We start from the raw sequence: 19,199 nt of genomic DNA, 5'->3' as shown, positions 1-19,199 counted from the left end.
AATAGACTCAATTTGGCATAATAGCCTGATCAATATCAATATACGCAATAGAAGTTAATTTTAAAAAGCGGATTGTTACTCGCGTTGTGGCTTTGTTGCCTCTGATATTATCTGCTATCGCCAGATATGCATAAGCCTGCAGCGCGTTCTGCTCAATTATTATCCTCGGCGCGGGCTGATTCGGAGAAATTCGCATACCGAAGCCTTCAATATTTTTATGAAGGTACTCTGTGTCTCTTTACCTTTGCACTCTGGATGGCTGTTTGATGTTCTTCTCTGCGGGGATTCTGTTGATACGGAGTTCAGAATTTCAAAATGCCGGCATTGTGTCTACGAATAGCCCTTGTATGATTTCGGTAGTAAGCTGACCGGATATTTTGGGATGTTCTGCTGTAATATGTAGACCAAAAATGCACTTTTAATACCTTGAGCGATAAGGAGTGAACTTTGTACGATAAGGGCATATACGATTGCAGGCATCGTAGCGGTTTGTTTCACCTGATGAGCTGTAAATGTCAATACTGGTAAGGCTGGGGCTGATTTACCTGTCTACAGTAGTAAACCCAAATTAAGCGGGCAGCGTGTCCGTGATTCTCTTCGAATTAACCTTACGCCATGCTAAGAAATAAGCTGTCTCAGCACTATGAAGCTTCAGGTAGTAAAAGAATCTAAGAAAACTTATGCACCAGGTAGTATATAAACGCCATCACTGAAGGGAACGTTATCTTCCTGCGGTAAGGTGCCTGGCGCTACGTAATTATTTTGGTACCATACGACCTCCTCAATATCCACTTGTGATGCACATTTTTCGCAATACATCTGCGCGATACGATTATCGTGTAATGAATTCATTGACGCCCTGAATCGGTCACTGCCACACTCTTTGCAATGTAGCTTTATCACTGGCATGATGGATTTCCTGATGGTTTTAATAGTATTCGATAGAATATCTCTAAAATAGTTCTAACTTTCAATTCGATCAAGTTTTAGTTTTAATCATATATTTCATATGGTTAAGTTTATTTTATAGTCTTTATTGATTTTTTACGACTATTTTAGTTAGCTTCCAGTATGAAATAGGATGATAAGTAAAATCGGAAGAACACAATGTGGTTAAAGGGCTACAGTTATTTCATCATTTCCCCAGTGCGTTACAACGCATTTAGGTTTAAAAGCGCATATAGATGGAAAATTGCTGCTTAAGCTTAGTTATACAAGCCTCCGCGCAAAGCATTTGCCGGCGAATAGCTCAGATGCGCGACTGGCTGCTCGCTCATTCTCTTGTCGGACGGCTACTCAGAAGGAAATAAAAATAAAGCCACTGACATTTTTATCAGTGGCTTATTTTATCGCGCAACGTCAGACGTTGAACGCATGTTATTTCGTAAATGAGATGGCTTCGCAGAGGCATTTCTCAATAATAGAATGAGGACTAACCTCAAGCAGTAGACATATTTCAAGGAAAAGGTCGACCCTTAGAGGTGATATGCCTCTTTCTATACGTGAGATATGCTGTTGACTGTATCCTAAAAGAGAGCTGAACTCTGTTTCTGTGAACCGTCTCATACGAGCTTTTCTGATTTCTTTACCTATTAACCTTCTTGATTCTACAATCAAACTTTCTTCTTCCCACAACATTATATCTCCCTATTATTGCGCTCCTGCTTAATGTGACTTTCATGAATGTTCATTTCTGATTCTTAAGCGATCTGTAAACCATAACAATAAAGAGTGCTGAAGGAGAATGTTCATAGTGGCTTCCCGCTCGACAGCATGTCCATTGCAGATATCCACTTTGTGATGTCAATGTCCAGATGACAACCCGTGTTGCTTTTTATCCGGCTTTTATAGGCATAAATTGTCTTAGTGCAGACGTCCATTTTGAGCGCTGACTGCTTCACTGAAAGGCCTTCAGCCAGACAGTTTAGAAAGTCGATTTGCTTTTGGGTCAGGCTTTTCCCCTCGTCTATGATGGTATAATGCATTCCTTTTTTATTTTTGTATAAGCATTTCGCTATAGTAATATGGTTTGAAAGAATGTTGTATATTCGATTAAACTTATGATTTATTGAAATCACCTTTTTCCTTTCGCGTCGTTTTTTCTCCAGTATCGTATTACCCATTGATATTTCTTTCATTACGTTACTGGAGATTACTTGCATCCCTTTCATTATCTGTAAAAGGCTGAATGGATAATCGTGTATCAGTATGCAATTTCCAGAAGAGACGCTCAGGTTATTATCCAAAATAAATATCGGAATGAAAGATTCACTCATTGCCATATTGCTTATGAAGTGAATTAAGCCCTCTCTGAAGAAATAGTTCTCGGAAATTATTACAAAGCTAATCATGAACATGATGCTCGCCCTCTTCCTTAAAGTTAGCTAATGATTTACGAAAATTACTCTGGTTATCAAGTATTTTTTTATTTATTGTTTATTACACGATCAATAGCTTACACATGGAATTTTGCTATAATTTTATTCTTTTAATACTCATCCTGAGAGTAAATTACGGCTCAGATGCTTAATAATTTTAGGGTATATCTAATAATGTAATATTTTTGTATTGGTGGTGTAGCCATTACGCTCAAATATATTTAAAGAATGAGAGGATACAGGGCCAGAGGGATAATTGTGTTACGGTGTTGCCTGGTAAGGCCGGATGGGCTCCAAAAGGAGACTTACCTCGGATAGCACGATGTGGATCATTGAGAACCTGCTGTCGTCTCGCGGTGCTCTTAAAGGATCTGCTGGTGCGTAAAATGCCTGTATTCGTACAGACAGTCATGAAATGAGTTTTTCTGGTAATTGATATCCGACACGTGAGCTTATAGAGCAAGCGCTTTGTCCCAGCCGATATGAAATCTTTTGGTCCATCCTGACCCGAAGCCCTTGGGGGAGAGCCGGTGGAGAGAAAATGATTGCCTCGATATTCATACAAACTTGCGGCGGATTGACTGTATTGCCCGATGAAAATACCTGAGCTAAGAGGATTAGGGGAGCATTAGCATTGGATGCTGAATGATACGACCGAAGCGCAGTAACTCAATATTACATACAGGGGATTTTACATGAGGAGGATGCGATGAATGATTCCCTTCACCTTCCTGTAGCGTGATAATTAGCCTGCCCGATTGCGCTTCAAGCTGGACTGCTTTACCCGGTATAAAGCCAAAAACCGCAAGCCAGTCACCGGATAGTTTTATTTGTGGCTTTGGGTTGCCTTTACCTTGATTAGGAAGATAGCCCACATGAAGACGACGAGTTCGTGGCACGAGAGCCGCGTCCGAAATGAGGCTTTTTTGTTCTGGCATCTGCTACTCCCCTAACATTAAACGCAAAGATAACCATATCAGTGTAACTGGTGGGGATAAAATAAAAGACCGTCATTAATTGAAAATTAGCCTTATGCGGGCTGACTCACAAGACGCCAGAAAAAAGCAAACCTGAAATTAAAATATGTTTGACAGACGTAGCACTTGGCTTAATTCAGTAAGATGATGCCTTCTTTTATTACAAAAAGAATTATTACCCTGATACGTTGACGCGGATCAAGGCAGCGATTGCATAGAATAACCGAATGCTCAGTAAATCGGCTTATTTATAGGACGGCATACGGGCTTCCTGGATTTTTTGTGCTTCAGTGCTACGGCTCGCTGCACTGCGTTAATAAAGAGAAAATTGCCCTCCAGCCTCGCTGGCAATCAGCTGAAAACAAGCTTTGGGTTCGGCATTCAGCACTGATTTCAGTAAAATTTCTTGAGCGATGGTGTGCGTGGCCAGCTTTTCACTTGACATAATTCCTCCGCCTTTACGATGTCCTCAGGCTCTGAGGGTACGGTTAGTTATCGGCAGAGGAGCCAGAAGATAGTAGCATCTGCCAGCGCAATGGTGCCTTACATCCTTCTCAGGTCAGAGAGGACGTTTTCATGATAGTTGTAAGATCAGAACAGAGCGGCAGATATATCGGGTGGAACAGCTATTGCTGTGCTAATGATTTATCGTTGTCTTACTCATCTGTCAGGGTGGAGGTACAGGGCAGGGTAATCACCGGTAAACTTCTCCACACAGCAACACGACATTGGCACGACGCTCATGAACGCGTTCTGCCATCCGTTCACAGGCGGTGCGGGTAGGAAAGATATAGTCAGATACCGGTAGCGCTTCGCAGGCATCTTGGCCGCAGGCGCTTACCAGTAAAACAAAGCCAATTAGCATAATGCGCTCCTGATAACAGCAAGGCCTGAAGTTGCTAAGTATAGTTTATAACCCAGACATCCGAGATCTGCGTTGGCCTTTACTCGATAGAGAATTAGGGGGATTGCTGTTATCATACCGCGCAATTTGCAGAGCGTTAGCTATAGCTGAACAAAAACCGCACAATTCGCACCGCGCGGCCAGCTAAGGTGGCACTCCGGGCCGGTGGTAGGGCAGAGAGTGAATCGGTGTCGTGGTTCTGAACACCCTTTTGCTGCGACCTGGCTCGTGGATTGAATGACGCGTGGTGACGCTGGTGAAATGAACGGATACGCTTTTCAGCGCGAATATATAAGCAGGTGATATTTCTTAGCGCTAAATTTTATTTTGGTACGTAATCACAGCGTCTTCTCAAAGAGGTGAGAGTTTTTGAAGAGTGGATAGATTTTGAATTTTAGCAGCGAATGTACTTAGGTAACAGAATTTATCAAAATGGAAAATAGATGTATCGTGATTGGCTCAAATCTGATTATTTTTTTCATCTAAAGCTTAGAGAGTTTAAGAACTTTTTAATAAATTTATGGCCTACTAGTGATGTCTTATAACGGGAGCTATGATCATGTTGTTATCTGCGTTTTCCTATATCAAAGATAAAACGAGCTACTTGCAAGAGTTTATTTCAGATCCGCGTTCGACAGGCACTATCGCCCCTTCTTCTCGTTCTCTTTGTAAAACTATGTCTGGTGGTGTTGACTGGGAGAATGTCCGCTCGATCGCTGAACTTGGCGCCGGAGATGGTGTCCTGACTCGTCATTTGCTTAAGCGTATGCATGCTGATTGTTCGCTTTCTGCGTTTGAAACTAATCTGCATTTTTATAGTAAGCTGTCTGAAATCGGCGACGAGCGTCTGACGGTTCTTATTGATTCAGCTGAAAATATTGAACCCGGTTATGATGCCATTTTCTCAGGATTACCGCTGTTATCTTTACCTGACGACACTCGCCACCATATCCTGCAGCGCGCCCGCGATGCGCTGAATCCCGGTGGTATATTCATTCAATTTCAATACACAGCGCTCTCAGAATCTCTGCTTTCACAGTATTTCAACTGGACGCGTGCCCGTGTTATATGTAATATCCCTCCGGCTTTAGTTTATCGTTGTCATAGTGTGTAGATCGTAATTTGATATATTTCAGCTCGTTCAAAGTGCGGCCTTGCTGACGTTAGCATGAAAATGTATCAAAATGTCACTCTATAATTCAGAATCTGAAAATATCTCAGCCTTTGCTATGATTCAGTTTTAGCCGTGGAGGGAATATTGCAATTGAGATACAGGTACTGTATTTAATAAAGAAGAGGTTTGCAGCATTATTGGAAAAGTTGCAATGGTTATATCAATGACAGGCCAAACAGTCAATAACGCAACGCTTTCACTCAAATTGCTTTCAGTGGCCGATAACGATCGTGATGATGAGCGAGTACTACTCTATTGGCTCGCCCGCCGACCTTAATCTAGCCGCGTTTTTTTCGCAACAAAGATGTTAATGTTTTGATTTGAATAATTTTCATATTATTTTTTAGTCGAAGAATTTGACCAGCCGTAGTAATGTGAAGTTCTTAAGACGACTGACCTTACTACTTTTATAACGAAAAGCTTAAACAGCTTTACGCAGGACTGGGATCAGGTGGATCACCGTCACTATCATGGTTGATAGTGTGTAAACCAGCAGTGCCATTGCCGGAATGGTCAGAATTGAATATTGGCCTTCGAAGTTAATATTCAAATAGCGTAACAGGCTTTGCAGTATCAATAGGTGAATAAAAAATATACCCATACTGTACTCAGATAAGGTATTTATTATTTTTTCCTGAGTGTTTGAAAGTTTAATCTTCAAGCGCAGTAGCATGAAAAAAAACGAAACCGAAACTATCACTAAAGTCGGCGCTGAATAGTCGAGGAAAATTTGATTCGGTGCAAAAGTGCTAATCGATAATGAGTAAGTTAATATCGCCGTCAGTACGGTGCTAAGTACAAATATAAGTGCAGAGATCGGTATCTTAGGCGTAATTTTAAAGCGATGAATGACTCCTCCAAGAATGTAGTAGCCGGAAAAATAGACCACCAGATCAATATTACTTGGATGGGAAATGCTATGGCCTAACAGCAAACTTTCTTTAATGTTATTAAATAGCATATACACTGAGGCTATGGTAAACCACAGTATTAGAATATAATTCAGGCGTTGGCGGCTACCATTCTGAATGAAGGTATTGAGCATCGGTGTTATCAGATAAAGCAGTATCATGGTGTAAATGAACCACAAATGTGAGTAGGCTGGATGGCTAAGCAGGGTGAATATACTGACCGAATGGTTGTAGCCATTAATAAAATAGTCGTAAAGCTGATAGACTATCGACCAGCTAATTAAAGGTATCAGTAAGTTAACAACCCGGTTTTTCAATGTATCAATCAGCGACTCATCTTCATGCAGTGACATATAACCGGCTATCAGTAAAAACAGTGGATAGGCCATGCGCCCGATAGCCTCATATGCCACGGAGACCGACCAGGCAAGATGAAAATAGCTAAACGGAGTCGCTACAGTGCTGAGCAACGTAACAAAAAATGTAGCCAGCAATGTAATCAACTTGATGTTAGTATTTTCCAACCGCCAACTCCCGCGTCGTCACGATAATTCGGCACTGCCAGAACGGCAGCGATGAGTTCATCAAATTACCAAAATTCGGATAATGACGAATTATCGCAAGCAAATTTATTTGCGCAATGTTTTTCCGTTGAGCGGAAAATGGCCTAATTTGATGATGGATTCGCTATCATAGGTCAGGGATCGCGTTTAAGATTTGTAACTGATTGTCAGTAGCGCGGGGGAGCTGCGTTGTACAGATTTTATAAGCTATAAGCGTTTGCCTGATGCTTATCGCGATGACCTTTTCTGGCAATAAAATAAAAAGGATAAACGCCACGTTGGCTTGGTGTTTAACCGATGAGCCAGAGGGTATGAGCTATGATGCCGTCATAGTTCACGTTTAACAGGTGGGCGCTAATTTTTCCTGACGTGGGGTAATCTATTCTCAACAGCGTAGCCGTAAATTTGAATTTATGAACGTTGTTGCATTAGCCATACTGCTGGGTGAGCGCCAGCAGCAGTCAAAGACTGTGAGTTTAAGGTTATGGCTGATTACTGTGGCGGATTGCAGGATCAAAGCTATTAGGATAAAACGCATGGGTGCATGAGTTGATGAAGCACAGCACCCTGGCTTACGCGGCTCTATATAATCCCGTCGTTAACACTCACTTAGAACCCGGCGCGAGGATTGTTCTGACCAGCGCAATTGTGGACTTGTGACCATTTTATCTCGGAGCGAACTTGAAGAAGCGCACATAACTATTATGCATTGTCACAACGCCCGGCCACTAGTGTGGCTATACATATGAGTGGGATTTTGACGCCACTTCATTTAAATCATGCAATGTTCATATTCTCTCAGCTTCGTTAGGGTTTTTTATCCGCGGTCTGTCGTGGTGCTTCACTCTTCAATGCGAAAAATGAGTAATAACCTCTTCAATACCATTAATGACAAACTGAACGCCCATGCATACCAGCAAAAAACCCATCAACCGCGATATCGCTTCAATGCCCCCTTTGCCGACCAATCGTATGATCTCCCCTGAGCTGCGAAGGCATAGCCACAGAAGAACGCTGATGCATAAAAAGGTCAGGGGTGGCGCCACCATCAGAATCCACTGCGGAAAGACACTATTATCGTGAAAAGTTGAGGCGGTGCTGATTATCATTGCGATAGTACCGGGACCAGCCGTTCCGGGCATAGCCAACGGCACGAAGGCTATGCTGACCGACTTTTGCTCATTCATCTCGTCTTTCTTATGTTCAGCCTCCAGCGTACGTCCTGCCTGATGCGGTGGAAAGAGCATGCGGAAGCCAAGAAACATAACGATGAGCCCGCCAGCAATCCGCAGGCCGGGAATAGAGATACCAAATGTATCCATCACCATATTACCGGCATAAAAAGCGACCGCCATGATGATAAATACGTAGATGGAAGCTTGTAGCGCTTGTCGCTTCCGCTCACTGAAATTCATGTCTCCGGCAAGGCCAAAAAACAGGGCGACGGTAGTAAGAGGATTGGCCAGCGGTAGCAGCACTATTAGCCCAAGTCCAATCGCTTTTAATAATTCCATTATTACTCCTGACTTATTAATGCAGAATGCCGGCTCCTGCCAGCGGATGGCATAAGATTAATGAAATATTGCAAGTTGTTATAGACCCTTAACGGTAAATCTATCTTTTGCTGCTAGCAATGACTTACCCGCGGGAAATTTTAGTGACAGTGGCGAGGGAATAACTCTACACTGCCAGTCTGACTGTCATGAATTTGTGGGGAAGTTATGCTCAATGTGAATGAGTATTTTGATGGTAAGGTAAAATCGATTGGTTTTAACAGTGCCAGTACTGGTCATGCGAGTATTGGTGTCATGGCGGAAGGTGAGTATGCCTTTGGCACTCGTCAGAAGGAGGAGATGACGGTTGTGAGCGGGGCAATGAACGTTCTGTTGCCGGGGGAAACGGAATGGCGAGTCTATTCTGCCGGAGAGAAGTTTGTCGTTGCGGGACACAGTGAGTTTCATCTACAGATTGCTGAGCCAAGCGCATATCTTTGCCGTTATCTGTAAGTCGGTAAGAAAAGGCGGCGAGCCGCCTTCCTGATTAACGTTGCGCCTCTCCTCCCAGTGCAACGATAAGATTAGCAATCAATGCCGCCAGTTCACCGCTCATCAGAACGAAGTCGGCGTCAAAGCGTTGCGCCACATCTTCACGATCGATATCGTCATTCTGTTCACGCAGGGCATCAGCAAACTTCAGCCGCTTGATAGATCCATCATCGGAAAGCACCAACTGAATACGCTCCTGCCAGTCCAGAGCGAGTTTGGTGACTAACTTGCCTGCCTCAATATGATGTGCGATTTCATCGCAAACCAGCTCCTGTTTTTTGCAGCGGATCACGCCACCGTCTTCCAGCAGCGCTTTGAGTTCTGCTTCATCCATTAGTGCAAAGCCCGTGGGCAGTTCACCGGAGCGAACCCACTCAGTTAGCGTCAGTTCAATGGGGTTTTCCAGTGTCAATGAAACTACAGGCAGCGAGCCGAGGCTTTTACGCAACAGTGCCAGAATGTCCTCCGCCTTTTTGGCGCTGGCGCAATCAATGGCAATCAAATTATTTGCTCCGTCAATCCACAGATAGGTTTGACTGAAACGGCTGAAGGCTCGGGGCAGCAGGCTATGGAGGACTTCATCTTTAAGCGCGTCTTTCTCGGTCTTTTTCAGCTTGCGCTGATGTTCGGCTTCCCGTTTTTCAATTTTGGCGTCCAGTGCCTGTTTAACTACTGGTGCGGGCAAGATTTTTTCTTCTTTGCGCGCGCAAATCAGGATCTGATTGTTATTAACGTGTGTCAGTGTGTCGCTGCGGGAACCCATAGGCGAAACCCAGCCGGTCTTTGACATATCCTGACTGCCGCAAGGGGTAAATGTGAAGGCGGCGAGCTGCTTTTCTATCTCTTCTGCCGAGAAAGGGATATCGCGATTCAGACGATACACCATCATATTTTTAAACCACAACATCGTGCATTCCTTCTACAGCGCGCAATAGCATCGCGCAGCGTTTTATAGTTAGAGCGCATGATAGCGAATCGATGCGAGTGTTTCATCGTCTTTGCATTCTACTGTTGATTGGACAGGCTGAAAAAGGCGTTAAAGAGGAGGCTGGGCGATAGGTCGTGCATCATCATGGCGCGAAATCAACTACCCGCACTCCTTTTAAAGCCGGCGATCGCTGAGTGCCAGAAATCGTGTTGCTGGTTGATGGAGAAATTGTTTACAGCAAATATATGAAGACAGAACGTTTTTCGCTACTCACTGGATGGCTGACTGTATCAATCAAAGCGCGCGCCGTCGCGCGCTCAGGAGATTAAGGCAACGCCAGCTTGCTGTAGCCCAATCCGTTTTGATTGCAAACTTTAATCTGTACTGGGATCCTTTCTTTCATCGCTTCTACATGGCTGATAACGCCGATAATTTTGCCACTGGCGTTCAGTGCATCCAGTGCATCCAGCGCGATATCCAGCGTTTCGGCGTCAAGGGTGCCGAATCCTTCATCGAGAAACAATGACTCAATGCGCGTTTTATGACTCACCAGGTCTGAAAGTGCCAGCGCCAGCGCCAGACTAACCAGAAAGCTTTCGCCGCCGGAAAGAGTACGTGTGTCGCGTTGGGCATCGGCCTGCCAGGTATCAATCACCTGAAGCTCCAGTGCCTCGTTATTTTTACGTTGTAGCATATAGCGGCCGTGCAGACGCATCAGCTGATTGTTAGCCAGCCATACCAGATGATCGAGCGTGAGTCCCTGAGCAAACCGGCGAAAACGGTCACCTGTCTGTGAGCCGATGAGCTGGTTTAACCGGCTCCAGTCAATCAGCCGTTGCTCATCGGCGGCAATTCGCTGTAAAACCGCCTGCTGTTGTTCGCGTCGTTGGGCATCGCTGGTTAGCTGCTGAGTCACTTCTCCCTGCTGAAGCGCATTATTCCGCAGCTGCTGACGAAGCAACTCCAGTTCTGAAGGCAGCATCTCTGCCGAAGATGTCATTGCCTGTGGCCTGTGCGTTTGGTGTTCCTCCCAGGCTTGTTGTGCCTGATCCAGCAGTGCATTATTCTGCTGGATATGCTGATTCAGTTGCAGCTGACTGCTCTGCAACTGCTGTTGATCTGAGGGGGCTAACAGAGCATCCAGATAGTGCCGCTCGCTGCTGAAGTTGGCCCGCTGGAGAGCCGTTGCGAATTCACTTTCCTGCGCCGCACTGCGAGCTGTAATTTGTTCAAGCTGGACACTGAGTGTCTGGTATTGCCCGTCCAGAGTATTGCGCCGCTTTTCTGCCTGCTGCCAATTTGTCTGCCGTTCAGCGTGCAGGCTATCGTTCTGCTGACGCTGTTGGTACCAAAGGCTGCGAGCCTCTGCAGGTAGCCTGTCGCCAAACAATGACCGACGCTGGAGATGACCTTGCTGGTGGCGCTGTTGTAACGCATCGATCTGTTCTTGCAATTGCTGAAGGCGAGTGGCTTTCTCTTCAACATCTACAGTAAGCACTTGCTTACGAGCCTGATAGTCGCTCAGTCGATGTATATTTTCATTAAGCAGCCGTTCGTTATGCTGCCATTGTTGCCACATCTGTTCGTGCATATCCAACCAGCTCTGCCAGTCGTCTGAAGGCAGTGACAGCCCACTATCGAGCAGGGTTTTCTGCCAGTCTTCCTGCTGTGACTGGTAGATTTGCTGCTGATCTCGTCGCTGGTTGCTGAGCAGCGTAAGGTGCTCAGCGTGGGTTTGCTGGCGTTGCAGCAGCAGTTGGTGCTGTTGATTCGCCTGCATCAACTGCTGGTTGTGCTGCTGGTAATTTTCGCGAGACAAATGCCACGTGCGCTCAGCTTCTTCAAATTGCTGCAGAGTCATCTCACATTGTTGCTCCTGCAGATCCTGCTGCTGCTGCCACTCGGCCAAAGCTTCCCGCTGTTCTGGACGTAAGGTAAGCGAGAGACTGATACAACAGCGCTCCCATTCCGCTGCAAGTTCCGTAATCTGATGGCTGATATCATCAGCTTCCTGACTCTCCAGCAAAGACTGCTTTTCGAGCATTTTTAGCTGCTCGCTGCTGACGCTTTGCTGCCGGGCCAGTTGTGTTAGCTTCGACCGCAGCTCTGGCAGCCGGTTTGTAGAGTCATCGACAACCAGCTTCTGATATGACTCGACGGCGGGGTGTTGGCAGGCACCGCAAAGCGGGCAGGGCTTGCCGGCAACCAGTCGGTCCCGCTCAGCTGATAATTCAATAATTTTCTGTTCCAGAGCCTGCTGTTTTTCAACCGCGCTGACTTGTTGCAGCATCATGTCATAACGTTGACGTAGCGCTTGCGTTTCCTGCTGCTTTTCGGCGATTGCTGTTTTATTTTGCTCAGCACCCTGATACAGCGCTCGCTGGCGTAGCATCAGCGGCTGTATTTGTGAGTCCAGCAGTAGCATTCTCTGGCGAACGGGACGCAGGTTGTTGAGCTGGCAGAGGTGTTTGCGCAGTTTTTTTTCGTTATGTTGTTGCTGTAATGACGCAAGTACCTGCTCTGCCGCCTGAAGTTTGCGGTGAGCCTGTATTTCGCGCTGCTGTAGCGGCAGCATACGTTGTTCTTGTTGCGTGATTTGCTGCTGTAATTGCTGTTGTTCAGTCGATGCCAGCTGATGTTGTTTACTTAGCTGCTCGACATGTTGGCGCTGCTGCTGTAAATGGCGCAACTGCTGGCGCCAGCCGGCCAGCTCCGGGCCCCAGCTTTCCACCTTGAGGTGCTGTTTTTGCCATTGCTGACGCTGCTGCTGATCCTGTTGCTGTGTGTCGATATCAGATAGCAATTGCGTATATTTCGCTCGGCGCCTTTGTAGATCTTGCTGCTGACTTGCCTGTTCCCGTTCTTGCTCCTGCAGCTGCTGATGTAATGTTGCTAGCTGGTGATCAAGCGGGATCACCTGCTCATTAAGTATGTTTTCCTGCTGGGTGATCTGCGACTCAAGCTGTTGACGTTCAATCTTGGTTTGCTGGAAAGCCTCTGCGGCGATGTTCAGCGCTTTATCCGCCTCCTCAAGTTGTGAAAGTAACTGCTCACTTAGGTTTAAAAGTTCCAGTCGATCCTGCTGTAGTTGTTGTTTTTTTGTCCACAGCGGGCGCAGCGTTTCTGCCGGTGCGCCTTGCGCCAGCCGGTCCCGTTCATACTGCGTGGACTGCCATTTTTCCTGAAGATCCTGCTGCTGGTTTTTTGCCTGGCGAATGTGTTCCTCAATGCGCTTACTTTGTTCAAGCCAGCGGCTTTGCTGCTGTGCCTGCTCATAGTGTTGGGTGAGTGTTTGCTCCTCCGCCAGTAATTGTTGCTTTTGCTCCAACAGTGCGTTACGGGTATCGTTATCCAGCAGGGCCATCGCACCCGCTTCGGTTTTTAACAGATCGAGTTCGTTACGCACATTTTTATGTTGTTCATAAACGCTGGCGGAAATCTGGCCATAAATTTCACTGCCGGTAAGCTGTTCAAGTAACTCAGCGCGATCTTTCGCATCGGCATTTAAAAAGGCGGCAAACTGTCCCTGAGACAGCATCATCGAGCGGGTAAATCGGGCGAAGTCGAGACCGGTTAGCTTTTCTAACATTAGCTTTTTGTCGTTGACTTTGTCCGCAACAATTTTGTTATCAGCGCAGCGTACTAGCTCTACGCGCGGAGGCTGCAAGTTCCCGTCCACCGCGCCGCGCGCCCGGTTTTGTCCCCAGAAAGCGCGCCAGCGTTCGCCTTTAACCTCAAATTCCACTTCGGCGAGACACTCCGCTGTATTGCGAGTCATCAGATCGTTTTGCGTTTGCGACAATCCGCCAAGCCGGGGCGTTGCGTGATACAACGCCAGGCAGATAGCATCCAGTAAGGTGGTCTTACCGGCACCGGTAGGCCCTGTGATAGCGAACAGGCCATTACTGGCGAAGGGGCCGGTTGAAAAATCAATACGCCATTCTCCGCGCAGAGAATTGAGATTCTTAAATCGTAAAGTGATAATTTTCATTCTGCAGCCCCCCGTTCGCGAACGTCCGCAACAATCTGGTTAAACAGCCGGGTGAGTCGCTCTGCGTTTTCCGTACCTTCCTCAGGTTCACCAATCAGCCGCCGGGAGAAAACTTCTTCAACGCTGAGTTCTGCCAGCGTTTCGTTATGCTGACGGACAATGGTGTTCTCACGTTGTTCACGGCTGCGGCGAATGAGCAGAACTTCCACCGGCAGATCGGCGGTGATTGTCTGAATGCGCTGCTGAATATCGCTGAGGTAGTCCTGGCTGGCGATTTCAATATCCAACCAGACGGGTTTATCTCCCTCAGGTAGCGTCAACGTTGCCAGTTGCTGTTCAATTTCTCTCTGCGATCCTTTGATTATGCGCATGGGCTGATAGCAGGGGATTTTAAGTAGTTCAAGAGCACTGAGCTGGTCCTGTTCGAAGTCAACCATGCAGACGCTTTTCTCGCTACCAGACTCATCAAAACTTAATGCAATCGGCGAACCGCTGTAGCGAATATGTGACTGGCCGTTTATTGTTTGCGCACGGTGAATATGTCCCAGCGCGATATAATCCGCCGCGGGAAACGCGTTGGCTGGGAAAGCATCCAGCGTGCCAATGTAGATGTCACGCACCGCGTCGCTTTTCGTCACGCCAAGTGCAGTAAGATGGCCGGTTGCAATGATAGGGACGTTAAGCTGCTCCTGCGTGCGGCGTGCTTGTGCGTGCTGGTAGCATTGCTGATAGTGGGCGCTAATCGCGTCCAGCAGCGACTGCTGTTTTTGCTGTGTGCTCTGCCCGGCTTCACTGCGTAATATATCGCGCGGACGCAGGAAAGGGATGGCACACAGCAACGCGCCGGGTTTGCCGTGACGATCGTTGAGTAACAGAACCTGATGCTGCAGATTTTCGCGGGCGCTGGCAATCACCCGGGTATTCAGGCAGGCCAGTAACTCGCGGGATTCATTTAGCATAGCGACGGAGTCGTGGTTTCCACCCAGTACAATCATCTGGCAACCGCTGCTTTGTAGCCGGACCACGAAACGATTATAAATCTCGCGGGCGTAACTGGGCGGTGAGCCGGTATCAAAGATGTCCCCGGCGACAATCAGCGCGTCAATCCGGTGTGCGATAATTTGTTGATATAGCCAGTCAAGAAACGCCTGGTGTTCGGCTGCCCGGCTTTTGGTGTAAAAAAGCTGGCCCAGATGCCAGTCAGATGTGTGAATAATACGCACCGGATTTCCTCCCTGGCGAAACAGCGGGAATTATACGTAAATTGCCGCTGAAGCGGCAGTGTGGCGACATTTTTCTCTCAATCACTGTCCCTATTCTCGCTAAGTAGCCGGTATTTTTTTCATAAATTTGTCATAAAACTGACGCATAATGGCGCCGTTTATGAAGCGACGAACGTCGCGTTGGCAGGAGCAATGATGGCAAAGCGCATTCTGGTGGTTGAAGACGAGTCCTCAATTCGGGAAATGTTATGTTTTGTTCTTGAGCAAAGTGATTTTCAACCGATTGAAGCTGAGGATTACCATAGTGCTATCAATCTTCTGATAGAGCCGTGGCCGGATTTGATTCTACTTGACTGGATGCTGCCTGGTGGAACCGGTATTCAGTATATCAAGCACCTTAAGCGTGATGCAATGACACGGGATATCCCGATCATTATGCTGACGGCCCGCAGTGAAGAGGAGGACCAGGTCCGTGGGCTGGAAGTGGGGGCTGATGACTATATCACCAAACCTTTCTCACCGAAGGAGCTGATCGCGCGCATTAAGGCTGTGTTGCGACGTGTTTCTCCGATGACCGATGAAGAAAGCATTGACGTGCAGGGATTGAACCTTGATCCTTCCTCTCATCGCGTAATGTCGGGCGATATACTGATTGAAATGGGGCCTACAGAATATAAACTGCTCCATTTTTTTATGACGCATCCGGAGCGCGTTTACAGCCGTGAGCAGCTGCTGAATAACGTGTGGGGAACTAACGTTTATGTGGAAGACCGTACGGTTGATGTCCATATTCGCCGGTTGCGTAAAGCGTTGGAGGTTGGCGGCTATGACAGGATGGTGCAGACAGTGCGCGGGACGGGGTATCGTTTCTCTACCCGTTTCTGATTTTTACTCCCTGGAGTGTATACGGTGCTGGAACGCCTTACCTGGAAAATATTAGCACTGGAGCTGATGCTGGTCTGTCTGCCAGCCTTGGTTGCCGGCCTGCTGTTCGGCTACTTATCCTGGTTTCTGATACTGGCACTTCTGGCGTTAATGTTCTGGCATGCCAGAAATTTAATGCGTCTTTCACACTGGCTTTGGGTTGATCGCCGGATGACACCACCCCGTGGTCAGGGTAGCTGGGAGAGGCTGTTTTATGGTCTCAATCAGATGCAATCGCGTAATCGCCGCCGTCGCGGTGAGCTTCGACAGCTGATAAAGCGTTTTCGTAGCGGTGCTGAATCGCTACCCGATGCGCTGGTGTTAGCGACTGAAGACGGTGTCATTTTTTGGTGTAATGGCCTGGCGCAACGAATTATGGGTTTGCGCTGGCCTGAAGATTATGGTCAGAACATCCTCAACTTACTGCGCTATCCTGAGTTTGCCCGTTATCTGCGTGAGCGTGATTTCAGTCGGCCCCTGACGCTCGTCATCAGCCATGATCATCATACGGAATTTCGTATTATGCCGTACAGTGAAAACCACTGGCTGATTGTGGCTCGCGATGTCACACAAATGCACAAACTGGAGGGCGCGCGACGTAATTTTTTTGCCAATGTCAGCCATGAATTGCGCACGCCGTTAACGGTGCTTCAGGGATATCTGGAAATGATGCATGACGCAGAGATGTCACCGGCGCTGCGTGAGAAAGCGTTGAGTACTATGCACGAGCAAAGCCGACGTATGGACACACTGGTAAAGCAATTGCTAACTCTTTCACGCATTGAAGCCGCGCCATCCTTTGAGTTGCAGGATAAAATCGATGTTCCGACTGTACTGAATATGCTGGAGCGTGAAGTGGAAACGCTGAGCGCCGGTCGTCACCAGATCTATTTTCACATCGATCCACATCTTATTGTTTCAGGGAATGACGAGCAGCTGCGTAGCGCAATATCGAACCTGGTGTATAACGCGGTTACTCACACCCCTGAAGGCACGCGGATTGATATCAGCTGGTTGCGCACTCCGCAGGGCGCGGCCCGGTTTGTTGTAAAAGATAATGGCCCGGGTGTTGCCGCCGAGCATATTTCGCGCCTGACCGAGCGCTTTTACCGGGTTGATAAAGCGCGTTCGCGAGAGACAGGCGGCAGCGGATTGGGGCTGGCTATCGTCAAACATGCGCTCAGTCATCACAATGCGCGGCTCAGGATTAGCAGTAAGCCGAATGAAGAAACGGTATTCAGCTTTACCCTGGCGCCGGGATTAGTTATCGCCTCTACGCTGAAGGATGAAGCGTCTGGTAAGCGCTAATGGATCAGGAAATAAACGCGGACGCTATCCACTGACTCCTCTGCTTTCGCCGCGATAAAACCTTTTATGGCCAGGCTGTCACCTTTTCTGTTTTCAACTTTTAACCCTGCTATTGTTAGCAAAGTGTTAATCAGCCACCTTCCGCCGCCGTGAGGCTCTGCCTGAGTCGGCAGTTTCGCGCAGTCATAAAGTCAGGAGATAGCGTGATATCGCGCAAAAGGGAGGGGTTTTTGCCGCTTGTGCCAACGTAATGGCGAATATTTTACAGTAATGGGTGTTCTTTCGTTCAAAAATAATGCAAATCATATGGCGTTATAATGATGTTAATTGAACGAAATAACTAAACTTGCTGCTAAATTTAATATATAACTCTGCTTTTCCAATGTAGTATTGCCTTTCTACGCTATAAACGCTTTACTGGCGCCCGTTTACAATAATAACGCAACGCAGTACTTACCAGTACATTATCTCCAGGACCCTTGTTTTACAGGTAGCATCCACAGCTATGACACAACATTTAAAGACTAAGGATATTCTTGCGCTGGGTTTTATGACCTTTGCACTGTTTGTTGGCGCAGGGAATATTATTTTCCCCCCAATGGTTGGCATTCAATCTGGCGAACACGTCTGGACGGCAGCTTTGGGTTTTCTGATAACCGCAGTCGGACTACCGGTTATCACGGTTATTGCATTGGCGAGAGTCGGTGGCGGCATTGATGCGCTCAGTTCGCCGATTGGTAAAAAAGCCGGCGTACTGCTGGCTACCGTTTGCTATCTGGCCGTAGGTCCCCTGTTTGCGACGCCGCGAACTGCCACCGTCTCATTCGAAGTCGGTATTGCTCCGCTTACCGGTGAGGGGGCAAGTCCTCTGCTGATTTACAGCTTGATCTATTTCGCATTGGTGATCATCATCTCCCTTTATCCGGGCAAACTTCTGGACACCGTCGGTCATTTCCTCGCGCCGTTGAAGATCGTTGCGCTCACTGTGCTGGGCGTTGCCGCGCTGCTCTGGCCTGCGGGCAACCTGATACCGGCAACCGCTGACTATCAGCGAGCAGCGTTTTCCAGCGGTTTTGTAAACGGCTATCTTACGATGGATACGCTCGGCGCGATGGTGTTTGGCATCGTTATCGTTAACGCAGCGCGTTCACGCGGCGTGGAGCAGTCCTCGCTGCTGACGCGCTACACCATGATCGCTGGTCTGATTGCCGGTGTCGGCCTGACGCTACTTTATCTCAGTCTGTTCAAGCTCGGCTCCGGCAGTGGCGTACTGGTCGAACAGGGCGCTAATGGCGCGGCAATTTTACATGCTTATGTGCAGCACACCTTTGGCGGTTTTGGTAGTTTTCTGCTGGCAGCGCTGATATTCATCGCCTGTATGGTCACGGCGGTCGGTCTGACCTGCGCCTGCGCCGAGTTTTTTGCCGAGTACCTGCCGTTTTCCTACCGAACCCTGGTATTTATTCTCGGGTTGTTTTCCATGGTGGTGTCCAATCTTGGCCTGAGCCACCTTATCCATATTTCAGTACCGGTTCTGACGGCGATTTATCCGCCGTGTATTGTGCTGGTAATATTGAGTTTCACGCTTAGCTGGTGGAATAATAGCAGCCGCCTGGTCGCGCCCTCTATGATCGTCAGCCTACTGTTTGGCATCGTGGATGCGTTTAAATCCAGCGATTTCTCTGCGCTGGTACCCGCGTTCTTTCAGCATCTGCCATTAGTCGATCAGGGATTATCCTGGCTGCCCCCGACGCTGGTGGTTGCGCTGGTCGCTGCTATCAGCGATCGCCTGCTGGGACAGAAACCGCACACGGCACCTCAGTAAGAATTTTTCAGTATCCGCTATGACCACGGGCCTGCCCGTGGTTGTTTA

General features: G+C 47.5%; 17 protein-coding genes. 5 read left to right on the top strand and 12 right to left on the bottom strand.

Annotation, left to right across the window (positions count from 1 at the left end; genetic code table 11):
- Positions 1-7 precede the first annotated feature (7 nt).
- The 7 genes from BM191_RS10565 to BM191_RS16790 form a co-directional block, all read right to left on the bottom strand.
- Positions 8-196 (bottom strand): hypothetical protein, encoded by a 189-nt coding sequence (locus BM191_RS10565; RefSeq protein WP_092877937.1) that lies wholly within the window; start codon positions 194-196, stop codon positions 8-10.
- Positions 197-678: 482 nt separating this feature from the next.
- Positions 679-852, bottom strand: a complete 174-nt coding sequence (locus tag BM191_RS16795) for a hypothetical protein (protein WP_177203326.1) — start codon at positions 850-852, stop codon at positions 679-681.
- A 525-nt stretch (positions 853-1,377) separates the two neighbouring features.
- Positions 1,378-1,638 (bottom strand): helix-turn-helix domain-containing protein, encoded by a 261-nt coding sequence (locus tag BM191_RS17550; RefSeq protein WP_092877935.1) that lies wholly within the window; start codon positions 1,636-1,638, stop codon positions 1,378-1,380.
- 110 nt (positions 1,639-1,748) lie between these two features.
- A complete protein-coding gene (locus tag BM191_RS10555; RefSeq protein ID WP_092877933.1) occupies positions 1,749-2,357 on the bottom strand; it encodes a LuxR C-terminal-related transcriptional regulator in 609 nt (202 codons plus the stop codon).
- A 638-nt stretch (positions 2,358-2,995) separates the two neighbouring features.
- Entirely contained in the window at positions 2,996-3,316 is a 321-nt protein-coding gene (locus BM191_RS10550) for a SymE family type I addiction module toxin (protein WP_230479576.1), read from the bottom strand.
- A 352-nt stretch (positions 3,317-3,668) separates the two neighbouring features.
- Positions 3,669-3,800 (bottom strand): hypothetical protein, encoded by a 132-nt coding sequence (locus BM191_RS17405; RefSeq protein ID WP_269017637.1) that lies wholly within the window; start codon positions 3,798-3,800, stop codon positions 3,669-3,671.
- Positions 3,801-4,049: 249 nt separating this feature from the next.
- Entirely contained in the window at positions 4,050-4,220 is a 171-nt protein-coding gene (locus tag BM191_RS16790; RefSeq protein ID WP_092877931.1) for a hypothetical protein, read from the bottom strand.
- Positions 4,221-4,818: 598 nt separating this feature from the next.
- On the opposite strand from BM191_RS16790, the gene BM191_RS10540 reads away from it, so the two are divergent.
- Entirely contained in the window at positions 4,819-5,373 is a 555-nt protein-coding gene (locus BM191_RS10540) for a class I SAM-dependent methyltransferase (protein ID WP_092877929.1), read from the top strand.
- Between the two features lie 481 nt (positions 5,374-5,854).
- Here BM191_RS10540 and BM191_RS10535 read toward each other — a convergent pair whose 3' ends face one another.
- Both BM191_RS10535 and BM191_RS10530 read right to left on the bottom strand, forming a co-directional pair.
- Positions 5,855-6,868 (bottom strand): acyltransferase, encoded by a 1,014-nt coding sequence (locus BM191_RS10535; RefSeq protein ID WP_230479575.1) that lies wholly within the window; start codon positions 6,866-6,868, stop codon positions 5,855-5,857.
- A gap of 887 nt (positions 6,869-7,755) precedes the next feature.
- Complete coding sequence (locus BM191_RS10530) at positions 7,756-8,424, bottom strand: MarC family NAAT transporter (protein ID WP_092877927.1); 669 nt, start codon at positions 8,422-8,424, stop codon at positions 7,756-7,758.
- 204 nt (positions 8,425-8,628) lie between these two features.
- Here BM191_RS10530 and ppnP point away from each other — a divergent pair, with 204 nt between their 5' ends.
- Positions 8,629-8,913 carry a pyrimidine/purine nucleoside phosphorylase gene (gene ppnP / locus BM191_RS10525; RefSeq protein ID WP_092877925.1) on the top strand — a complete coding sequence of 95 codons (285 nt, stop codon included), beginning with the start codon at positions 8,629-8,631 and terminating at the stop codon, positions 8,911-8,913.
- A 34-nt stretch (positions 8,914-8,947) separates the two neighbouring features.
- Here ppnP and rdgC read toward each other — a convergent pair whose 3' ends face one another.
- From rdgC to sbcD, 3 genes are all read right to left on the bottom strand, one after another.
- Complete coding sequence (gene rdgC, locus BM191_RS10520; protein ID WP_092877923.1) at positions 8,948-9,859, bottom strand: recombination-associated protein RdgC; 912 nt, start codon at positions 9,857-9,859, stop codon at positions 8,948-8,950.
- Positions 9,860-10,205: 346 nt separating this feature from the next.
- A complete protein-coding gene (locus BM191_RS10515) occupies positions 10,206-13,871 on the bottom strand; it encodes an AAA family ATPase (protein ID WP_092877921.1) in 3,666 nt (1,221 codons plus the stop codon).
- Positions 13,868-15,094 carry an exonuclease subunit SbcD gene (gene sbcD, locus BM191_RS10510; protein WP_092877918.1) on the bottom strand — a complete coding sequence of 409 codons (1,227 nt, stop codon included), beginning with the start codon at positions 15,092-15,094 and terminating at the stop codon, positions 13,868-13,870. The genes BM191_RS10515 and sbcD overlap by 4 nt, the downstream gene beginning before the upstream one ends.
- Positions 15,095-15,289: 195 nt before the next feature.
- On the opposite strand from sbcD, the gene phoB reads away from it, so the two are divergent.
- From phoB to brnQ, 3 genes are all read left to right on the top strand, one after another.
- Positions 15,290-15,979 (top strand): phosphate regulon transcriptional regulator PhoB, encoded by a 690-nt coding sequence (gene phoB, locus BM191_RS10505; RefSeq protein WP_092877916.1) that lies wholly within the window; start codon positions 15,290-15,292, stop codon positions 15,977-15,979.
- 24 nt (positions 15,980-16,003) lie between these two features.
- Complete coding sequence (phoR, locus tag BM191_RS10500; RefSeq protein WP_092877914.1) at positions 16,004-17,326, top strand: phosphate regulon sensor histidine kinase PhoR; 1,323 nt, start codon at positions 16,004-16,006, stop codon at positions 17,324-17,326.
- A gap of 505 nt (positions 17,327-17,831) precedes the next feature.
- On the top strand, positions 17,832-19,151 hold the full coding sequence (gene brnQ / locus BM191_RS10495) for a branched-chain amino acid transport system II carrier protein (RefSeq protein WP_092877912.1): 1,320 nt from the start codon (positions 17,832-17,834) through the stop codon (positions 19,149-19,151).
- Positions 19,152-19,199 lie beyond the last annotated feature (48 nt).

Origin of the sequence: Izhakiella capsodis (genome assembly GCF_900115045.1) — a bacterium.
Classification (GTDB): Bacteria; Pseudomonadota; Gammaproteobacteria; order Enterobacterales; family Enterobacteriaceae; genus Izhakiella; species Izhakiella capsodis.
Note: the sequence above shows the minus strand (reverse complement) of the source record. Positions and strands in the feature narration are given on the sequence as shown.